This is a genomic window from Mycobacterium gordonae (assembly GCF_002101675.1).
GTDB classification, from domain to species: domain Bacteria; phylum Actinomycetota; class Actinomycetes; order Mycobacteriales; family Mycobacteriaceae; genus Mycobacterium; species Mycobacterium gordonae.
Window position 1 is genome coordinate 32,091 of sequence record NZ_LQOY01000052.1, and the last position, 18,430, is coordinate 50,520.

General features: G+C 67.0%; 19 protein-coding genes. 7 read left to right on the forward strand and 12 right to left on the reverse strand.

Going from position 1 to position 18,430, the window contains the following annotated elements; all coding sequences use genetic code 11:
- Positions 1-53 precede the first annotated feature (53 nt).
- Positions 54-1,127 (forward strand): hypothetical protein, encoded by a 1,074-nt coding sequence (locus tag AWC08_RS09000; RefSeq protein ID WP_069434991.1) that lies wholly within the window; start codon positions 54-56, stop codon positions 1,125-1,127.
- 11 nt (positions 1,128-1,138) lie between these two features.
- On the opposite strand, the gene AWC08_RS09005 is transcribed toward AWC08_RS09000, so the two are convergent.
- The 4 genes from AWC08_RS09005 to AWC08_RS09020 are packed head-to-tail and all read right to left on the reverse strand — an operon-like array spanning position 1,139 to position 4,347.
- Positions 1,139-1,936, reverse strand: a complete 798-nt coding sequence (locus AWC08_RS09005) for an SDR family NAD(P)-dependent oxidoreductase (RefSeq protein WP_069434989.1) — start codon at positions 1,934-1,936, stop codon at positions 1,139-1,141.
- 4 nt (positions 1,937-1,940) lie between these two features.
- Complete coding sequence (locus tag AWC08_RS09010; RefSeq protein WP_085087704.1) at positions 1,941-2,924, reverse strand: NAD-dependent epimerase/dehydratase family protein; 984 nt, start codon at positions 2,922-2,924, stop codon at positions 1,941-1,943.
- Positions 2,925-2,935: 11 nt separating this feature from the next.
- The gene (locus tag AWC08_RS09015; protein WP_065134846.1) at positions 2,936-3,214 is read right to left on the reverse strand and encodes a ferredoxin; all 279 of its coding nucleotides are present in this window, start codon (positions 3,212-3,214) and stop codon (positions 2,936-2,938) included.
- Positions 3,211-4,347 (reverse strand): 3-ketosteroid-9-alpha-monooxygenase, oxygenase component, encoded by a 1,137-nt coding sequence (locus AWC08_RS09020; RefSeq protein WP_069435271.1) that lies wholly within the window; start codon positions 4,345-4,347, stop codon positions 3,211-3,213. Before AWC08_RS09020 ends, AWC08_RS09015 begins: the two co-directional genes overlap by 4 nt.
- Between AWC08_RS09020 and AWC08_RS38995 the strand changes: the two genes are divergently transcribed.
- Positions 4,264-5,007 carry an FAD-binding protein gene (locus tag AWC08_RS38995; protein WP_264074153.1) on the forward strand — a complete coding sequence of 248 codons (744 nt, stop codon included), beginning with the start codon at positions 4,264-4,266 and terminating at the stop codon, positions 5,005-5,007. The genes AWC08_RS09020 and AWC08_RS38995 overlap by 84 nt on opposite strands.
- Here AWC08_RS38995 and AWC08_RS09030 read toward each other — a convergent pair.
- The gene (locus AWC08_RS09030; RefSeq protein WP_082986451.1) at positions 5,004-5,615 is read right to left on the reverse strand and encodes a PadR family transcriptional regulator; all 612 of its coding nucleotides are present in this window, start codon (positions 5,613-5,615) and stop codon (positions 5,004-5,006) included. The genes AWC08_RS38995 and AWC08_RS09030 overlap by 4 nt on opposite strands.
- Positions 5,616-5,764: 149 nt before the next feature.
- On the opposite strand from AWC08_RS09030, the gene AWC08_RS09035 reads away from it, so the two are divergent.
- Positions 5,765-6,373, forward strand: a complete 609-nt coding sequence (locus AWC08_RS09035) for a PaaI family thioesterase (protein ID WP_065134842.1) — start codon at positions 5,765-5,767, stop codon at positions 6,371-6,373.
- Positions 6,374-6,524: 151 nt separating this feature from the next.
- On the opposite strand, the gene AWC08_RS38045 is transcribed toward AWC08_RS09035, so the two are convergent.
- Positions 6,525-6,674, reverse strand: a complete 150-nt coding sequence (locus tag AWC08_RS38045) for a hypothetical protein (RefSeq protein WP_232008125.1) — start codon at positions 6,672-6,674, stop codon at positions 6,525-6,527.
- Here AWC08_RS38045 and AWC08_RS09040 point away from each other — a divergent pair.
- Positions 6,673-7,086, forward strand: coding sequence for a hypothetical protein (locus AWC08_RS09040; RefSeq protein WP_232008124.1), 414 nt, complete (start codon positions 6,673-6,675; stop codon positions 7,084-7,086). The two genes, AWC08_RS38045 and AWC08_RS09040, sit on opposite strands and share 2 nt — an antisense overlap.
- Here the strand turns inward: AWC08_RS09040 and AWC08_RS09045 are convergent.
- Positions 7,083-7,856 carry an SDR family oxidoreductase gene (locus AWC08_RS09045; protein ID WP_065134840.1) on the reverse strand — a complete coding sequence of 258 codons (774 nt, stop codon included), beginning with the start codon at positions 7,854-7,856 and terminating at the stop codon, positions 7,083-7,085. The genes AWC08_RS09040 and AWC08_RS09045 overlap by 4 nt on opposite strands.
- 231 nt (positions 7,857-8,087) lie before the next feature.
- On the opposite strand from AWC08_RS09045, the gene AWC08_RS09050 reads away from it, so the two are divergent.
- Complete coding sequence (locus AWC08_RS09050; protein WP_372511577.1) at positions 8,088-8,396, forward strand: hypothetical protein; 309 nt, start codon at positions 8,088-8,090, stop codon at positions 8,394-8,396.
- 1 nt (position 8,397) lies between these two features.
- On the opposite strand, the gene AWC08_RS09055 is transcribed toward AWC08_RS09050, so the two are convergent.
- The 3 genes from AWC08_RS09055 to AWC08_RS39850 are packed head-to-tail and all read right to left on the reverse strand — an operon-like array spanning position 8,398 to position 13,900.
- A complete protein-coding gene (locus tag AWC08_RS09055; protein ID WP_069435268.1) occupies positions 8,398-9,180 on the reverse strand; it encodes an MBL fold metallo-hydrolase in 783 nt (260 codons plus the stop codon).
- Positions 9,181-9,227: 47 nt separating this feature from the next.
- Positions 9,228-12,188: a PE family protein gene (locus AWC08_RS09060; RefSeq protein ID WP_069435267.1), complete on the reverse strand. Its 2,961-nt coding sequence runs from the start codon at positions 12,186-12,188 to the stop codon at positions 9,228-9,230.
- A 50-nt stretch (positions 12,189-12,238) separates the two neighbouring features.
- The gene (locus AWC08_RS39850) at positions 12,239-13,900 is read right to left on the reverse strand and encodes a PE family protein (protein ID WP_085087701.1); all 1,662 of its coding nucleotides are present in this window, start codon (positions 13,898-13,900) and stop codon (positions 12,239-12,241) included.
- A gap of 514 nt (positions 13,901-14,414) precedes the next feature.
- Between AWC08_RS39850 and AWC08_RS09070 the strand changes: the two genes are divergently transcribed.
- Positions 14,415-15,383 carry an aldo/keto reductase gene (locus AWC08_RS09070; RefSeq protein WP_065134835.1) on the forward strand — a complete coding sequence of 323 codons (969 nt, stop codon included), beginning with the start codon at positions 14,415-14,417 and terminating at the stop codon, positions 15,381-15,383.
- Here the strand turns inward: AWC08_RS09070 and AWC08_RS38050 are convergent.
- Both AWC08_RS38050 and htpG read right to left on the reverse strand, forming a co-directional pair.
- The gene (locus AWC08_RS38050) at positions 15,349-15,600 is read right to left on the reverse strand and encodes a hypothetical protein (protein WP_082986448.1); all 252 of its coding nucleotides are present in this window, start codon (positions 15,598-15,600) and stop codon (positions 15,349-15,351) included. The two genes, AWC08_RS09070 and AWC08_RS38050, sit on opposite strands and share 35 nt — an antisense overlap.
- A gap of 138 nt (positions 15,601-15,738) precedes the next feature.
- Positions 15,739-17,664: a molecular chaperone HtpG gene (htpG, locus tag AWC08_RS09080; RefSeq protein ID WP_069432647.1), complete on the reverse strand. Its 1,926-nt coding sequence runs from the start codon at positions 17,662-17,664 to the stop codon at positions 15,739-15,741.
- Between the two features lie 202 nt (positions 17,665-17,866).
- Between htpG and AWC08_RS09085 the strand changes: the two genes are divergently transcribed.
- The coding region (locus AWC08_RS09085; RefSeq protein ID WP_142283484.1) for a PE family protein at positions 17,867-18,430 on the forward strand (564 nt) is incomplete at its 3' end.

Sequence of the window (18,430 nt, forward strand, 5' to 3'; positions counted from 1 at the left end):
CGCGCCGGGATTGCGCAGAATCTCATGGTCGGCACCTGCAGAAGGAGACAATGATGCTTACCGACCAGCGGCGGATGGAGCTGTCGGATGTGTTGCGGCCGGCCGCACCACCTCGCGAGGTCGACAACGTCTACACCGACGACCAACTTGAGCGGTTGCTCGATGTGGTCCGTACCGAAGGCCCCTGGCGGCTGATCATCGCCCAGCACTTCGCGTCGGCCGACGAATTGATCGCCACCATGAGCGGGCTATTCCCCGAAGGCTATACACCGTCACTGGACCTCTTTCTCACCCCGACCTTCCGCGGCTACCTCGCCAACTACGGTGCGGTGCTTTACCCGCAACTGCACGACTGCTTCTACAACGAGCGCTTCCTGCAGATGGCGAAGAACTATTGGGCCGCCGACTACGCCAAACCTGAACTGATGCTGTTCAACATCAACGGGCCCTGCGCCAACCGCGATCCGGGACACCTGGATTCACCCAGCTTCCGCGGGGTGCGGCACGAGAACGCGCCGACCTGGTTGACCAGCGTCATGGGCAAGTCGGGCCTGTTTCGGGACTACTTGATCAAGATGGCACAGGTGATCACGTGGTTCTCGCTGGACGGTGGTAGCGGCTTCACCTACTGGCCCGAAGGGCCGCTCGGTGCGCCCAAGCGCGTCCTGCCTCCCATCTACAACCGCGGCGTGGTGGTGCAGAACGAGATGATGGTGCACCGCGGGGAAGCCAACGGACCACTGGCGCAGCAGATTCCACCCGGCCTGACGTTCGACACCGTATTCACCGGTGACCGTCACGATCGTGACCTATGGCTGCTGAAGAACGTCGACGAGGTGATCGCCCGCCACCGCACCGACGAACTGCGTTTTCTGGTGCACTGGTCGGCTGATGTGTTCACCGATTACGACGAACTGAAGAAGAACATGGAAGGCTCCGACGATCTGACCATCGAGAAGGCCATCGACATCATGGTCGACGACATCAACTCGCGGGGCAACAAGCTCGACATCCCCAGCGAGCCGTTGCACGATCCGGCCTTCATCGCGGCCCTCAATGGCGCCTACGACATCGGCGGACCTGCCGCCTATCCCGAAGAAGCGCCGATCAGCGCCTTTCAGCTGTGACCAGCTCCCCGCTATCTGATGACGACGGTGCTGGGCTCGCGCGGCGCACCGAGATGCCGGTGTGACGGCGGCCGCCGGCCGCCCTCGTCGGTGATCCCGTAGCGCTCGGCCAGCTCGGCGCCGACGAACGTCCGTCCACTCAGGTCGGCCAGCTCTGGATCGTTGTACAGCGCATCGATCAAATACCCGGTGAATTCCGGTGTTTCGGCATGCTCGGCGGTCTTGGCCAGCGCCTCCGGGTTTCCGGCGAACGCGCCACGCAGCCTCTCGGTGAGCAGAATGCCCATCCAGATCGATGCCGTCGCCACGCCGGTGCCGCGGAAGTCCACCGCCATGTCGGCCACCATCTTGTCGACTCCGGCCTTCTGCGCCCCGTAGGCCGGACCGTGCATGTAGCACACCGAACCTGGGGAGGAGGTGAACGCGATCAAGCCTCGGCCGCGGCTGACGAGCAGTGGCGCGGCGTACCAGGACGCCACGTAAGAGGAACGCAGTCCGACGTCCAGTACATCCGACAGCGCAAGTGACTTCTCCCAGAACGGCTTTGGGCTGACCAGCTCGTCGGAGATGACGGCGGCGTTGTTGACCAGCAGATCCAGCCGGCCCTCCTCGGACCGGACCCGCTCGAAGAGTTCACCCACGGCGTCGTCGTCGGCGTGATCGACGCGGACCGCGACGCCGCCGGGTGGAGAATCGGTGATGGTGCGACCGGTCGCATAGACCCGCCAGCCCCGGTCAGCCAGCGCGGCGGCGATGCCCCGCCCGGCACCGCGGCTCGCCCCGGTCACGACTGCGACTCGACCGTCCATGCGGTCAGATTAGTGGTTGCGCGAACGTCGCCACGATCGCCTCGCTCGCCGACCGCCAGTTCAGCCCCAGATCGCGCAGCGTCTCGGAGTCGTCCGTCGGTATCGCGGCGGTAATCAATTGCGCCGCTTCGTAACTGAACCCGCTACCCAACGGCAGTACAGACGCGGCGAGATCGGAAACCCGTCCCATCAGACGAAATGCGCCGGGGCTGAGCGGGATGCGTCGGACCCGCTGTCCGCTACCGCGCTCGATCGCCGCGATCATGTCGTCGAACGTCAGCAACTGCCCGCCACACAGATAGCGCTTCGGACCGCGCCCGGGCCGCATCAACCGCTCGTGCACGTCGGCGACGTCGCGGACGTCGATCATCATCATCCCCGCATGCGCAACCTTCGGAGCCACCCCGAACCGGACGATGGTCGCCCAGCCCTGCTCGGTGATGCCCGGCGCGGTGTACATGGCCGGCCCGACAACACTGGACGGGTAGGTGACCACCACCGGGGCACCGTGACACTGCAGCCGGCGCGCCACCCGGTCGGCGTAGGACTTGGTCCGCGCATAGGCCGATTTGCCCTGCGCGGTCGGCGAATCCGGGCCGATCACCGCTCCCGGCGGTGGAAACAATGCGCTGTAACTCGAGAGCAGCACCACCGGGTCCAGTCCGAGCGCGACGCCGCGCAGCATGATCCGTTCGCTGGCATAGGCGTTGATGTCCCACATCAGCTTCTCGTGGCTATCGTCGGTGCCCACCACCCCGGCGCCGTGGATGACCGCGTCGCACCCGTCCAGCAGGCCCTCGGGAATGTCCGGCGAACGCAGATCCCCGTGCACCACCGACACCTCACCCACCGACTGCAACCGCCGCAACAGCAGGTCGTTGGACCAGCCCGGCTCAGCCAGCAGGCGCACGCCGTGGCCGGCGCCCAGCAACGCATTGACGATATGGGCGCCGACATAGCCGGTGCCGCCTGTGACCGCGATTCGCATCGCCAGCAACCCTAACCGGTGTCGACGACGGCCAGGTCTCCGGCCGCGACGGCGGCCTCGATGGAATCACGCAACGCCGAACAGGCCAGGAACAATCCCGGCTGACCGCCGGCCGGCGGCACGGCGTTGCGCCGCTCGAAGCACAACGCGGAGGCCTCGGCGTCCCACTGCACGCTGGTCTGGTTCCAGCTGCTCTTGCGAACCAGAACATTCGCCCCGCAACGAAGGCAGGCGACCGGCATCATCGGCATGTCGTCGAGACGGTTGTCCGTCCGTGGCGACCGGCTCATGACACCGCGCCGGCCTTGGCCGCCAGGTTCGCTTCGATCTGTTTTATCCAGACTTCGTAGGGCCTGCTGGTGTCCAGTTCAAACTCGAAGCGGTCCACCATGTCCGGCCGCACCTCGGCAACGTCGACGTAGAACTGGTCGTACCATCGCCTCAATTGGTAGACGGGCCCGTCCTCCTCGACGAGCAGCGGATTGTCGATACGGGCCTTGTGCCGCCAGATTTCGACGTCCTGCTCGAAGCCCAACTTTACGTAATCACCGAGCCGAGTGGCGGACTTCACGGCTTCTTCGGCGGGCAGGTCCTGGGACTTCTTGACGATGATGCCGTACTGCAGCACAAAGGAATTGGCGTCGATTGGGTAGTGGCAGTTGATCAGGACCGTCTGCTGGTCCCCGGCTGCGTAGTGGTAGGTCAGGTCGTCGATCATGAACGACGGGCCGAAGTACGACGCAACCGAGGTGGTGCCGAGCATCTTCGCGCCCTCGCTGCCCATGTCGGGCCGTCCTTCGCCGTTCATGTACTGCGTGGCGACATGCCCTTCGAAGATGTTCTTGAAGTAGGTGGGCAGCGACCCGTGGATGTAGAAGAAGTGCGCCATGTCCACCACGTTGTCGATGATCTCGCGGCAGTTGCTCCCGACAACGGTGGTGTACCAGTGCCAGTCGGTCCACTCGTCGCTGGTGGCACCTTCGATGCGCGGGATGGTGATCTCCGGGGGCGGCGGATTGTGCTCGGGGTCGTTCCAGACGAACAACATGCCGTCCTGCACCAGCGTGGTCCACGCCGCGGTACGGGCCAGTCGCGGCGTGCGCTTGGCGTAGGGCACCTGCTTGCAACGGCCGTCGCCACCCCAGCGCCAGTCGTGGAACGGGCAGGCGATCGCGTCGCCCTTCACCTCACCCTTCGACAGGTCTCCACCCATATGGCGGCAATGACCGTCGAGCACGTTGATTTTCCCGCCCTCACTGCGAAAGACGACGAGCTTCTGGCCAAAAGCGTTGACAGCGTGTGGTTTCCCGTCGCCGAAATCGCGGATCAGGCCCAGGCAATGCCAGCCGCGCGCAAATCGGGTGGGCGCCGCCTGCGCCTCAATGAACCGAATCTCCTCCTCGGCATCGGATTGCAGCCTCATGGGTCCCATTCAACGCTTCTCCGGCGCGCTGCGCGCTCAGCTGTTCCACTGACCAGGAGAAGTATTCCGCCACGGCGCCGCAGCGGCTTAGCGTTACCAGGCGTGAGCCCGCACAGCACGACGATTCCGGCCGGCCTGCCCGTCTCCGATACGTGCGTCGACCTGCTGGTGGTCGGCTCGGGCACCGGGATGGCGGCGGCACTGGCCGCCCGGGAGCTGGGGCTGTCGGTGCTGCTCATGGAGAAGTGGTCGTACATCGGCGGGTCCACGGCGCGCTCGGGCGGCGCGCTGTGGTTGACGATGACGCGTTTTAACCAAAATGCCGCTGCCGGAATAGATCCCGATTTCGGGCGGGGCGCCAGCGCCTATGACCGCTACTACGGCGACCCCACGGTCAAGCCCAATCCCAATCTGCGCCCGTTGGTCAACGGGCCTTTCTACGCGGTGAAGATGGTGCTCAGCGACCTGGGCACCTGTGGCGGGCTCCGGGCTGACGAGTGGGCCCGGGTGCTACGCGAGGACGGCAGCGTCATCGCTGGGCTCTACGCCGTGGGAAACGCCGCCGCCAACGCCTACGGCACGACGTACTCCGGCGCGGGGGCGACGATCGCGCAGGGCCTGGTGTACGGCTTCATTGCGGCTCGGGACGCGGCGTGCTAGTCCACCGCGCGCTTGGCCTGGACCTGCTTCTCAACCTCGCGCCAATAGCCCGGTGTGGGGCGCGGCTTACCGAAGCCGCCCTTGCCGGCTTTCTCGATGGTGGCGGCGGCCTCGTCGATGTCCTTCATCAGCTCCAGCGCGAATTCGCGTTCGGCGGCGTAGTACTTGGCCGCCCAGCGCAGGGCCATCACCGAGTAGGCCCAAGCGGGTTCCGCCTCGGCTCCCTCTGCGTCCTCGATCGCTTTGCGGTACCTGGCTTCGGCGTACGCGACGTGTTCGGCGAGAAGTTCTTTGAGCCGGGCAGGCGTGCTGAGGTGCCCGAACGTCACCCGCAGCAGCATGCTGTGCTTGAGTACCGGCGGATCAAGAGGGGCGTTGTTCGTCCAGTCGGTGATGGCGGCCATCCCGGCAGGAGTGATCTTGTAAAGCCGGCGGCTGCGGGTGCCTTCGTCGCGTTCGACGCGCGAGGTCACGAGGCTGAGGCCCTCCAGCTTCTTGAGCTCGGTGTAGATCTGGCTGTACGAGGGGCTCCAGTAGTAGAGGTCGACGCTCCAGTCGATCCACTTCTTGAGGTCGTAGCCGGAGACTTCCTCTTCGTAGGACATCATGCCGAGCAACGCCCAGCTGGTGGCGGCAAGTGCCGACTTCACCTTGTCGCTGGGCGTTTCCACGCCAAAAGGTTAACAATCAGCAGCGCAGTTTTGCGTGACCACGGACCGCTGACCGGGACATCGGTCGCTGCTCTAGGGTGACGGACATGGTGGATTCGTTTGAGTCGATGACTGATTCGTTGCCGGTGTACGAGTCGCTTGCGGCATCGGTGCGACGGTTGATCGACGCGACGATTCGCACCGAGGTGGACCACGACGTCATCGCGGCCGCGACCGCCAAGATTGACAGCGTCACAGCCGAACTCAGCGCCGAGCTGATGCCAGGAACGTTCGGTGAGCGCGGAAGCGACGACGGGCAGGGCATCGCATCGGGCAATGTCGTTGTGGGCGTTCGCAATCCGTCCGCTCCCCCACTGGTGGTGCACCATGAGGACAACGGATCGGTGTGGACGGAATTCACCCTCGGCGCCGCATTCGAAGGTCCCATCGCGCATGTGCACGGCGGTGTCTCGGCCATGATCCTCGACCACATCCTCGGAGCCACCGCACACCGCCCCGGCCGCCCGGCTTATACCGGGACGCTGACGCTGCGCTATCACCAGCGAACCCCGCTGCGGCAACCGTTGCGGGCGGACGCATGGGTGGACCGGGTGGAGGGCGTCAAGACATTTGCGGTCGGACAGATCAGCGGCGCCGCGGGGGTCATGGTCTCTGCCGAAGGCATCTTCATTCACCCGCGGAATATGAGCACGTAACGTCCAAGCCCCGGCGCCTCATCGCTGTTGTCGCGCAAAGGCGGGCAACGCGGGAGCCGCCTGACGCCTGGGCGTCACTTGAATCACAGCTGCCACGTCTGTCTCCGACGATAACGAGTGGCGATGCGCCCGCCTACGAGCGACAACGGTCCTATGCTGCAGACACCCTGGCGAAAGGACCATTGATGTCGAGAATGATCTGGCTGCTGGCCGCGCTCACGACCTGCTCGTTGCCAGCTTGCGGGTCGTCGCCCCATGCGTCACCGCCCGCCTCGTCCAGCACCTCCGCGAAGCCGGCCATGCCGGCAGCATCGGCCACCAAACCGGCCGCGCCGGCGAGCAGCCTCACGCCGGCGCCGGCGACCACCACCAGCACCACCCCGGACTGCGTCGGGCTTTCGATTTGCCCGCCGCCACCGCCGGATGCCGATGGAAATCCGGCGTGCTTCTACTCCGACGGCTGGCAGGCCACCTCATCCGGCGCGGGTATCGAGGTCTGGTATTTCCATGAGCCGCAAAACATGTCGACGCCCGACAAGGTGACCGCGGTGGTTCGCAAGAAGGATGGCAGCACCGAATCGCAGGTCGCCGAGATCGAAGCCGGGCAGCAGGTCCACCGGTTCGAGTTCCCGACAACCGACAAGTCGACCATCGCCGAAGTGTTGTTCGACAGCAGCAGTGGCCGCTGCTTCGTGGTCGGACCAGGAAGCTAGGGCCGCTGCAGGACCGCTGCCGCGCCACCGGGCGCGCCTCTGGCAACCACGACCGGCATGGACGTCGACGCATTGGTGCCCAGGATGGTGTGGACCACCTCGACAAGGTCCTCGACCGGCATCAGCTTTCCGGGCATGCAGCCGCGAGACACCCAGAGCGGATACGCCTGCATCGCCAGTTCGCGGTCCCACCCGGCATTCATCCCGGTCTGGGCGTCACCCTCACCCCCCGCGCACTCACCGACGACGAGATTCGTGAAGCCGATATCGGGATGTTCGGCCCGCCATGCTTCGACCAGCCGTTCCAGCGCCGCCTTGCTGACCCCGTACGCTCCCAGTCCCGGCCAGGGCGGCCCGAACGTCCCCGCGTCCGACGACAGGTAGATCACTTTGCCGGCGGATGCCGACAGATGCGGCACCGCCGCCGCCGTCACCAGCGACGCACCGATCACGTTGGTGTCGAAGATGCGCCGCCAGGTCTGGACATCGGTCTCCGCCAGCGGCACCAGTGGACTGATCGCGGGCGAATACACCAGGTTGTCGATGCCGCCGAGCGCTGCGGCGGCGGCATCGATACCGGAACGCGCCGAGGACTGGTCGGTGACGTCGCATTCGACGGCGAACGCGCCCGGACCCGCCTCGTCAGCGGCCGCCTCGATCCGCTCGCGGCGCCGTGCGAGCAGCGCGACTTGGTCCCCGCGCCGCGCTAATCCGACACCGATACACCGCCCCAGCCCACTCGAGGCTCCCACCACTACTGTTTTTGCCATAGTGACCTCCGCCGCAGAGCATGACACATGCCCGGGACCCGATGAGAACGGGGTTACCGTTTAAGGAGCATGTCATTGTCCACTGGCCGGGTCCTGCTGCGCTGTTTAAGGAACCCATTCCCGGGTAGGCAATTTCCCAAGAGGAAACACCGGCCAACGAGGGCCGCACCGCCGCCGACAGTCGCAACGCCAAACAAACAGGCGCAGATGATTTCTCACGAGGAGCACACAGTGGACCCCACGACGGACCCGGTCGATCACGATCGGACCACCCGCCAGCACGCCGGCGAGGCCATGAAGAACGGCGCCAACTCAGTCGGCATCGCCGCGGTCGGCGTCGGAGTCATGGCGTTGATCATCGGATTGTTCGCCTTCGCCACCGGCAACCCCGGCGTCGGCACGGCAGGCGTCGTCATTGCGGTGTTGCTCGCGGCCACCGGTTTGGTGTGGCTGCGTCGCACCCACAACCGGGTGCGCGCCGCGGAAGTGCAATGGCACGAGTCGCATTCCGACCGACCGCCGCCCCCACCGACCAGTTAAGTCAGAGGCACGCTTGTTCGAACAGCCCGGAATCGTGCGCACAGACGATGGTTAACCCCGGTTCCCGGCGTTCGTAGAGTTCTGCCAGCCGCGCCTGGTTGTCGAGCAGTTGTTGGCGGTTGAAGGCGAACATCTCCTCGTAGGCTCGCAGCATCAACGGCACGCGGGATCTATTCAGGGTGCCGGAATGGTAGAACGCGTCGCCGCAGTGCAGCACCCATTGCTCACCGGCTTGCTTACTGGCTTGGACGGCCACCGCCGCGTGCCCGCGGGTGTGACCCGGCATGGGCACCAGCACCACTCCTTCGCCGATGGCATCGAGGGGTTTGGCCGAGAAACCACGCCACGGCTCGCCCGCCGCGTCATGCTCAACCAGCTTTGGCCCGTGTGCCCACTGCACGCTGCGGTACCGCAGCCGTTCGCGCAGCGAAGGGGCGTGGACGGCGCCGCGCGCCTCGGCCGCAGTCACGTGCACCTGCGCGTCGGGAAAGTCGGCGAGCCCGCCGATGTGGTCAAAATCAAAGTGCGTCAACACGATGTGACGCACATCGGACGACCGGAATCCCAGTTGCGAGATCTGATGTAGTGCCGTCTCACTCTGCTCGAACACCGGCCGAATGACGTGACGGAAGGGCCCGACACGGCCGGGGTCCCGGCAGTCCTGCGAGCCGAAGCCGGTGTCTACCAAGACAAGTGCGTTGTCCGTCTCAAGTAGTAGGACGTGACACACCATCCGGGCACCCGGAGTATGCATGGTGCCGCAGTTGAGATGGTGGACTTTCACAAGCTTCCCCTTCGGGGTCGACACCAAGGTGTCGAGAATGTACCTCGCTAACCCGGCCCGGTGCTGCCGTCCGCGCCGGGTAAACCGGGGCCGTCGGGGCCGAGCCCGGGCACACCGCCGATGCCGCCAATAGCCACACCGTCTGAGTACGCGTCGCCGCCCTTTCCGCCGTCGCCGCCAGTGAAGCCTGCCCCGAAGCTGTCACCGCCCGACCCACCGTGACCACCGGTGGCCTTTGCGCTCTGGAAGCTGTGCGCGATGCCGCCTTGGCCGCCGGTGCCGCCTAGGGCGCCAGTGCCCCCGAACCCGGCCGTGCCACCATACGTTTCGCCGACTCCGTGGTGCGTTGCATCACCGCCGGCGCCGCCGGTACCCCCGATGCCGGTGGCGCCGGTGGCCGTGCCGCCCATTCCGCCGGTGCCACCGACGGCCGCGGCCGTTGCGGTAGTGCCGTTGATATAGACATCCCCCCCGTGCCCGCCGCGCGCTGAGCCGAAGTTATTGACACCCTTACCGCCGTCGCCGCCGCTGCCGCCGATGACGTCATGCGTGTACGCCGGGTTATCCGCAGTCACGCTGCCGCCGTAGCCGCCTGACCCGCCGATGCCGAGACTCCCGTTGCCCCCGTCACCTCCGCGTCCCGGAGCAACCTCGCCTATCCCCGCGGTGTAGGTGAAACCCGCGTTGCCGCCGCCACCCCCAAGGGCCCCGTCGCCGCCGTCGCCGCCGTCGCCGGAGGTCGCTGTCGCGGTCGAGTCGACGTTGAAGATGGTCGCGTCACCGCCGTCACCACCGACCCCACCGGCGCCCGTGGCGCCGCCGTTGCCACCGTGACCACCGATTCCGCCGGTGACGCTTCCCGTTCCGCCGCTCATCGCTTGGCCCCCACGGCCACCGAATCCACCGACTGTCGTTCCTACTCCGCCGTCACCGGCCGCGCCGCCATGGGCCGTGCCGAGACCGTTATTGAATGCGGGTCCACCGGCTCCGCCGAGACCGCCGATGCCGCCGAGTGCGGCGCCACCTTTACCGCCAGAACCGCCGATCGCCGTCGCGTGGGAATTGGGATCATCGATAGCGGCCGTGCCACCGGTTCCACCGCGACCGGATCCCGAGCCGCCGTTGTCGGTCCCCTGCCCGCCGTCTCCACCGGTGCCGCCGATAACCGTGACCGTGGACGCGCTGTTGTTCACGTCTGCCACCCCGCCGTTGCCCCCGTCGCCGCCGCCGGTTGTGTAGCCGATGCCACCCCTGCCGCCGTCGCCGGGATGGAGGTTGCCGGTTCCGCTGGTATAGGTCACACCACCGTCGCCGCCGCGCCCGCCGTGGGCTCCATCACCACCGGCCCCGCCATCACCGCCGACAGCCGTGGCCGCAGAATCGTTGTTAGTGATATACGCGTCGCCGCCGAACCCACCGTCCCCGCCGTTGCCGGTGGCACCGCCAGCGCCTCCCGCACCACCGGAACCGCCAGCGACGCTTGCCGTTCCGATGTTCTGAGCGTCGCCTCCCCAGCCGCCGGCACCGCCGTCGCCACTGCCGGCGCCGGCTCCGCCGTCGCCCCCTTTACCGCCATTACCCGCCATGACGCCGGCGTCGCCGCCGTTGCCGCCACGCCCGCCGTTCCCGCCACCGGCCCCGGCATTGCCGCCGGCTCCGCCGGCGCCACCGCTGCCGTACTGACCCCCCTTGCCACCGAATCCGCCGTCACCGCCGTTGCCGAGACCGGTTGCTGTCCAACCGGTTCCGCCCGCTCCGCCGGTGCCGCCGTCATTCGGGACGAGGACGCCGTCGGCGCCGGTGGCTCCCTCAGTGAGCCCCGCACCGCCGACGCCACCGGCGCCCACCGCACCCGGGTTACCGCCGGTGCCGCCCGTGCCGCCGTTGGGATCGGTGGCATCGCCGTTGCCGCCGGCACCGCCGTTGCCCGGTGCCCCCGCATTGCCGCCGGCACCTCCGTCCCCACCACTGCCGGTGAGCCCGGCGGCGCCGAAGAGTGCCGAACCGCGTCCGCCCACGCCACCGATGCCACCATTGCCACCGTGACCGGCCGAGCCGCTGTCGCCGCCGGTACCGCCGTTCACCCCGCCGCCGGCGCCGCTCGCATCCCAGCCGGCACCACCAGTACCCCCGGCCCCGCCGGCCCCACCGTGACCCCCTTGTCCACCCGCCCCGCCGGTACCGAACAGCGCACCACCGTTACCGCCCGCGCCACCGTTTCCGCCAACACCGCCATTGCCGCCCAGACCACCGGTGCCGCCCGCGGATGTCGCGGTGCCCGGGGCACCCGTGGATCCGACCTCGCCGGCCGCGCCACCGCCGCCGACGCCACCGGCGCCGCCGTTGCCGAAAAGCAATGCGCTGCCACCGGTTCCGCCGGTTCCGCCGGTCGCGCCGATGCCACCGCTGCCGCCGGTGCCGCCATCGCCCCATAACCAGCCGCCGGCACCACCAGTGCCGCCGGCGCCACCGCCAAACCCGCCGATGCCGCCCGTTCCGCCGCTGCCGAGCAACCCGGCGTTACCGCCGGGCCCTCCCGCCTGACCGGGCGCACCCGACCCGCCGGCGCCGCCGTTGCCCCATAGAATTCCGCCCGCCCCACCGGCTTGCCCGGTCCCCGGCGCACCGTTGGTGCCGTCGCCGATCAAAGGGCGGCCCAGCACCACATTGGTAGGCGTGTTGATCACCGCCAACACTTGATCTATCAACGCCTGCAATGGATTTGCGCCAGCGGCCTCGGCCGCCGAATACGCCGCGCCGGCACCGCTCAATGCCTGCACGAACTCGGCGTGAAAGGCCGCAGCCTGCACACTGAACGCGTGATATTGCCGGGCATGTTCTGAAAACAGTGCGGCGACGGCTGCCGATACCTCATCGCCGGCGGCCGCCAATACTGTTGTGGTCGGCCCGAACGCCGCTTGATTGGCAGCGCCGATCGACGAGCCGATGCCCGTAGCCTCGGCCGCTGCCGCCAGCAGGCAGTCGGGTGTTGCGATGACGTATGACATTAGGGGGCTCCAATCAGCTTGATTAGGAATGGTTTTGATAGGGATCGCCCTCAGCCGGAGAGTCCGTCATGGCCGTCGGCCGACTTTCCGGGCGTCAAGCCAGTGCTGCCCGGGTTGCCGTTGACGCTGCCGGTGCCCGCCTCGCCACCGGCGCCACCCACGCCGCTGAGCGCACCGTGCCCACCGATACCTCCGACACCGTGAATGCCGGCCTGGCCGAACAGGCCGCCCGCGCCACCCACGCCGCCGTTACCGCCGTTGCCGCCGACTCCGCCGGCACCGCCGGCGCCGCCGTCGCCCCCGTCTCCGCCGATGCCATCGACGCGAGTTGTTCCGTTAACCGCCACACCGCCATTGCCGGCAATACCGCCGGGGCCGCCGTCTGCGCCGACACCGCCGTCAGCCCCGACACCACCATGGCCACCGGCACCACCGGCTCCGAACAGCCAACCGCCGCGGCCACCGGCGCCACCGTCGCCGCCGGCACCGCCGGCACCGCCGGCTACCCCGACACCGCCGTCACCGCCGTCACCGCCATCTCCACCGAAGGCAGCGACAACAGCTCTCACTGCTCCGCCATTACCGCCGTGCCCGCCTACCGCGCCGGCACCGCCCACACCGCCGTCGCCTCCGTTGCCGCCATGAACTTCGGCGGCAGAATAGACGCCCCTGCCAAAACCACCATTGCCGCCAATACCGCCGGGTCCGCCGACACCTCCAGCGCCTCCGGTACCACCGTCGCCACCGTAAAACGCATCACCAAAACCGGCGGCTGCTCTGCCGCCGAGGCCGCCATTGCCACCAGCGGCGTTAGGGCCGCCGGCACCACCATCACCACCGCGGCCGCCGTTCTCGCCTTGACCGCCTCCGCCCCCGTCACCACCGCCCATCCCCTGCTCGGTTCCATTAGGCCCGGCCCCTCCCGCACCGCCATCGAGAAAACTGTCGATTCCGGCCTCGCCGGTCGGCAGCTTGCCGGTCTGGTTGAACAACGGATTGACACCAGCTGCCCCATTGGCGCCGGCCCCACCGGAGCCGCCGGCGCCGCCGACGCCGAACAGGCCGGCGTTGCCGCCGGCCCCGCCGAACCCACCAACACCGCTCGGCGTGGTGGCCGCGCCGCCATCCCCGCCGGCCCCGCCAACTCCGTACAGCCACCCACCAGCGCCGCCATTGCCGCCCGCGGAGTCGGCGCCGCCCCCGCCTCCGGCACCGCCATTGCCGATCAGACCGGCGGAGCCGCCCGCGGTGCCCGCCACGCCGGCGGTGGTGCTGGTGTAGCCGCGACCGCCGTTGCCGTAGAGCAGTCCTCCGGCACCGCCCGACTGGCCGGGCGCCGTGGCATCGGCGCCGTCGCCGATCAGTGGTCGTCCCAACAGCGCCTGCGACGGCGCGTTGAGTAGGTCGAGCAGCGGCTGCAGCGGGGAGACGTTCGCGTACTCAGCGGCGGCATAGGCAGCCCCGGCCGAGTCCAGCACCTGAACGAACTGGGCGTGAAACGCCGCTGCGCGGGCGCTTACCCACTGGTACTGCTGCGCGTGAGCCTGGAAGAGCTGCGCAATGGAGACCGATACCTCGTCGGCGCCGGCAGCAAGCAGCCCGGCCGTCGGTGACGCCGCGGCCCCGTTGGCGTAGCCGAGCTGCGCACCGATGGTCGCCAAGTCCGACGCCGCAGCCGTCACCATCTCCGGTGCCGCAAACACGAATGACATTTAGACCTCCACCACATCGGCCGTCCACGGCTGGCGCTCGGTCGGCGTTCTCAAGTCAGTAGAGGCGCAATTTATCCGGTTTGCCCGGGACGTGTTCGCCAATTTCAAAATTTTTATTTTTTATACCGAAGATCGAGGCTTCCGGGCTCCTCTCGCACCGAGGGCCGTAGCACTAGGATTTTCCGTGTTCTGCTGAATAGACTGTCTCAGCGGACAATACGGTGGCGCTTTGCGAGCGCGCAATCACTAACATTTCTTATCCACAGGGCGACTTAGAGAATGTTAGTAAGCCCTCATTCGCTATCTTGCTGTCAGCAACATCAGCTAATTGAGTTTGCCGCACGACGATTGCACCGCTTGGTAGTAAGTGTTCACTAACTAATTGATAACGATAATTCGGCGGGTTGGCGCATCGGGGACCGCAGCTTCGGATCAACAGGAAACATGTATCGCCATCCCCGTCCGCGGCACCGCAGGACCCAGACGGCAGGGGCCGGCCGTATACGTTGGTCCTATGAAATACGTTCAGGTCGAGGGGGTCGGACAGGTCAGTCGGATCGGGCTCGGCACGTGGCAGTTCGGCTCGCGCGAGTGGGGTTACGGCGACAAGTACGCATCTGGCGCCGCCCGCGACATCGTGCAGCGAGCCCGCGCCCTCGGGGTCACCTTGTTCGACACCGCTGAGGTGTACGGCCTGGGCAAGAGCGAACGGATCCTCGGCGAGGCGCTGGGCGACGAGCGCTCCGAGGTTGCGGTCGCCAGCAAAATCTTCCCGGTGGCGCCGTTTCCCGCGGTGATCAAGCAGCGCGAACGTGCCAGCGCTCGGCGTCTGCAGCTGGACCGCATTCCGCTGTACCAGATCCACCAGTCCAATCCGTTCGTCCCGGACTCGGTGATCATGCCCGGCATGCGCGAGTTGCTCGATGAGGGCAAGATCGGCGCCGTCGGCGTCTCCAATTACTCCCTCGCGCGTTGGCAGCAGGCCGACGCCGCGCTCGGGCGCCCGGTGGTCAGTAACCAGGTGCACTTCTCACTGGCTCATCCACGCGCCCTCGATCACATGGTTCCGTTTGCCGAGCGCGAGAATCGGATCGTGATCGCCTACAGCCCGCTGGCGCAGGGTCTATTGGGCGGCAAGTACGGCGTCGACAACCGCCCGGGTGGGGTGCGCGCGGTCAACGCGCTGTTCGGCACCGAGAACCTGCGGCGCATCGAGCCGTTGTTGCAGACCCTGCGAGACGTCGCCGCCGAGGCCGGCGCCAAGCCTGCGCAGGTCGCGCTGGCCTGGCTGATCAGCTTGCCGGGCGTGGTCGCTATTCCCGGCGCGTCCAGTGTGGAGCAACTGGAGTTCAACGTGGCGGCGGCCGAGGTAGAACTCCCCGCCGAGTCGCGCGACGCGCTCACGGCGGCGGCACGCGCCTTCAGCCCGGTGTCCACCGGGCGCTTCCTCACCGACCTGGTTCGGGAGAAACTGGGCCGTTAGCTCGGCTAGGGACGCGCCGGCGACTCAACGGGGCCGTGAAGCCGCCGGTGTCGTCGAAGCCTGCCCACTGCCCGTCGTCGCACACCTCCATGCGCCAACCCAGCTGGTACCGGCCGGCGACCGCCTCAGCAAACCACCGGTGGGCATCCTCCGCACTATTGAAATTCCTGGTCGCGACGATCACGCCACGCGGATCGATCGCCCGAAACACAGTCATGAGATGCGGATATCCGCTCGGGCCGACTTTCAACCGCCGATCCTGCACCTGATCCGCACAGCGACACTGAACATGCGCACCCGACACGCCGCGGAGGGCGTGCGTAGCTTCAGTTTCGCTTCTGGACGCGCCGGCGACCTACACCGTACGCGCGAGCCGGTCGGCCAAGAGTTCGGCAAACCGCGCCGGATCCTCCAGTGCCCCTCCCTCGGCAAGAAGTGCCGTGCCGTACAGCAATTCGGCCGTCTCGGCGACTGACGTGTCGTCGGGACGGTCGGCGTGGGCCTGCCGCAAGCCGTTGACCAGCGGATGGTGGGGATTGAGTTCCAGCGTCCGCTTGCCGATCGGGACGTCCTGCCCAGACGCCTGGTAGAGGCGCGCGAGGGCCGGCGTCATGCCGAAAGCGTCGGTGATCAGGCAGGCCGGCGAATCGGTCAGCCGGGTGGACAGCCGCACTTCCTTGACGTGCTCGCTCAGCGTCTCCTTCAGCCAGGTGAGTAGGTCGGCGAACTCTTTCTGCTGCTCTTCGCGCTCGGCTTCCGAAGTCTCCTCGTCGGAATCGAGGTCCACTTCGCCCTTGGCCACGGACTGCAGCTGCTTGCCGTCGAACTCGTTGACGACTCCCACCCAGACCTCGTCGACCGGGTCGGTGAGCAGCAGCACTTCGTAACCCTTGGCCTTGAACGCCTCCAGGTGCGGCGACTTTTCCAGCAGCTGACGCGACGCGCCGGTGGCATAGAAGATTTGCGTCTGCCCTTCCTTCATCCGCTCGACGTACTGGGCCAGCGTGGTGGGTTCTTCCTCGCTGTGCGTCGAGGCGAACGACGAGATGGACAGCAGGGCCTCCTGATTGTCGAAGTCCGACATCAGGCCCTCCTTGAGAACCTTGCCGAACTGGGTCCAGAAGGTGCGGTAGTCATCGGGCCGCTCGGACTGGATCTCCTTGATCGTCGACAACACCTTCTTGGTCAGCCGGCGACGGATCGCGTTGATCTGCCGATCCTTCTGCAAGATCTCGCGGGAAACGTTGAGCGACAAGTCTTGTGCGTCCACGACACCCTTGACGAAGCGCAGATAAACCGGCATCAGCTCTTCGCAGTCGGCCATGATGAAGACGCGCTTGACGTAGAGCTGCACCCCGATCTTGGCGTCCTGGTTGAACAGGTCGAACGGCGCCTGTGAGGGGAGGAACAGCAACGCCTGGTATTCGAAGGTGCCTTCGGCCTTCATCGCGATGACCTCGAGCGGGTCGTCCCAGGCGTGCGCGATGTGCTTGTAGAACTCCTTGTACTCCTCTTCGGAGACCTCGTCTTTGGACCGGGCCCACAGGGCCTTCATCGAGTTGAGTGTCTCGGTTTCGATGGTGACGGTCTCTTCGCCACCCTCCTCGGTGGGAGGGGTTCGCTTCTCGACCTCCATGCGGATCGGCCAGGCGATGAAGTCGGAGTACTGCTTGACCAGGCTCTTGAGCTTCCACTCCGAGGTGTAGTCGTGCAGCTCGTCCTCGGCGTCCTCCGGCTTGAGATGCAGGGTGACCGACGTGCCCTGCGGAGCGCCCTCGACGGATTCGATCGTGTAGGTGCCTTCGCCGCTGGATTCCCACTTGGTGGCTTCGCTCTCGCCGGCCTTGCGGGTGAGCAGTTCGACCTTGTCGGCCACCATGAACGACGAGTAGAAGCCGATGCCGAACTGGCCGATCAGCTCCTCGGACGCCTGCGCATCCTTGGCTTCCTTGAGTTGCTTCCGCAGCTCGGCGGTGCCCGACTTGGCCAGCGTGCCAATGAGGTCCACCACCTCGGCGCGGGTCATGCCGATGCCGTTGTCGCGAATCGTGAGGGTTCTGGCGCCTTTGTCCGTCTCGAGTTGGATGTGCAAGTCGGAGGTGTCCACCTCGAGCTCTTTGTTGCGCAGTGCCTCGATCCGGAGCTTGTCCAGCGCATCTGAGGCGTTGGAGATCAGCTCCCGCAGGAACGAGTCCTTGTTGGAGTAAACCGAATGGACCATCAAATCCAGCAGTTGCCGGGCCTCTGCCTGGAATTCCAGCTGCTCGACCTGCGCGTTCATGCAAACCTCCTGCGACGTACTCGGCCTGTGAAAGGGCGACCGGTCCTGAATTTAGCGAGACGGTAATTGCCGCCGCGGCGGGGGTCACAAGTGCGGAAAAGGGCTCCGCCGCCCTACTGACAGGGATACCATCGACGTCGCTGAGCGGCCGAAGACCCGCGGGGTGGCAGCAGGGATGTCCCGACCTGTCAGGAGGTGCGCCATGCCGTTTCTGATCACGGCCCCGCAGGCGCTGGCTGCGGCGGCAACAGATTTGGCGAACCTTGGCTCGACCATCACCGCGACCAACGCCGCCGTGGCCTACCCGACCACCGGTGTACTCGCCGCCGGCGCCGACGAGGTGTCATCGGCTCTGGCAGCGGTGTTCGGGGCACACGGGCAGGCATATCAGGCCGCCAGTGCGCAGGCCGCGACGTTCCACGAGCAGTTCGTGCAGGCGATGAACGCGGCCGGCACCTCGTACGCCGGCGCCGAGGTCGCCAATGCGCAACAGGCCGTGCTGAATGCGATCAATGCTCCCAGCCAGGCGATGCTCGGGCGCCCGCTGATCGGTGACGGCGCCAACGCGACGACACCGGGGGGCAGCGGCGGACCTGGCGGCCTGCTGTACGGCAACGGCGGCAACGGTGCCGCGGGCGGGGCCGGTCAGGCGGGCGGCAATGGTGGTGCGGCAGGCCTGATCGGCAGGGGCGGGAACGGCGGCCGGGGCGGTCCCGGCATGTCCGGCGGTTCAGGCGGCCATGGTGGTCTGCTCTGGGGTAACGGC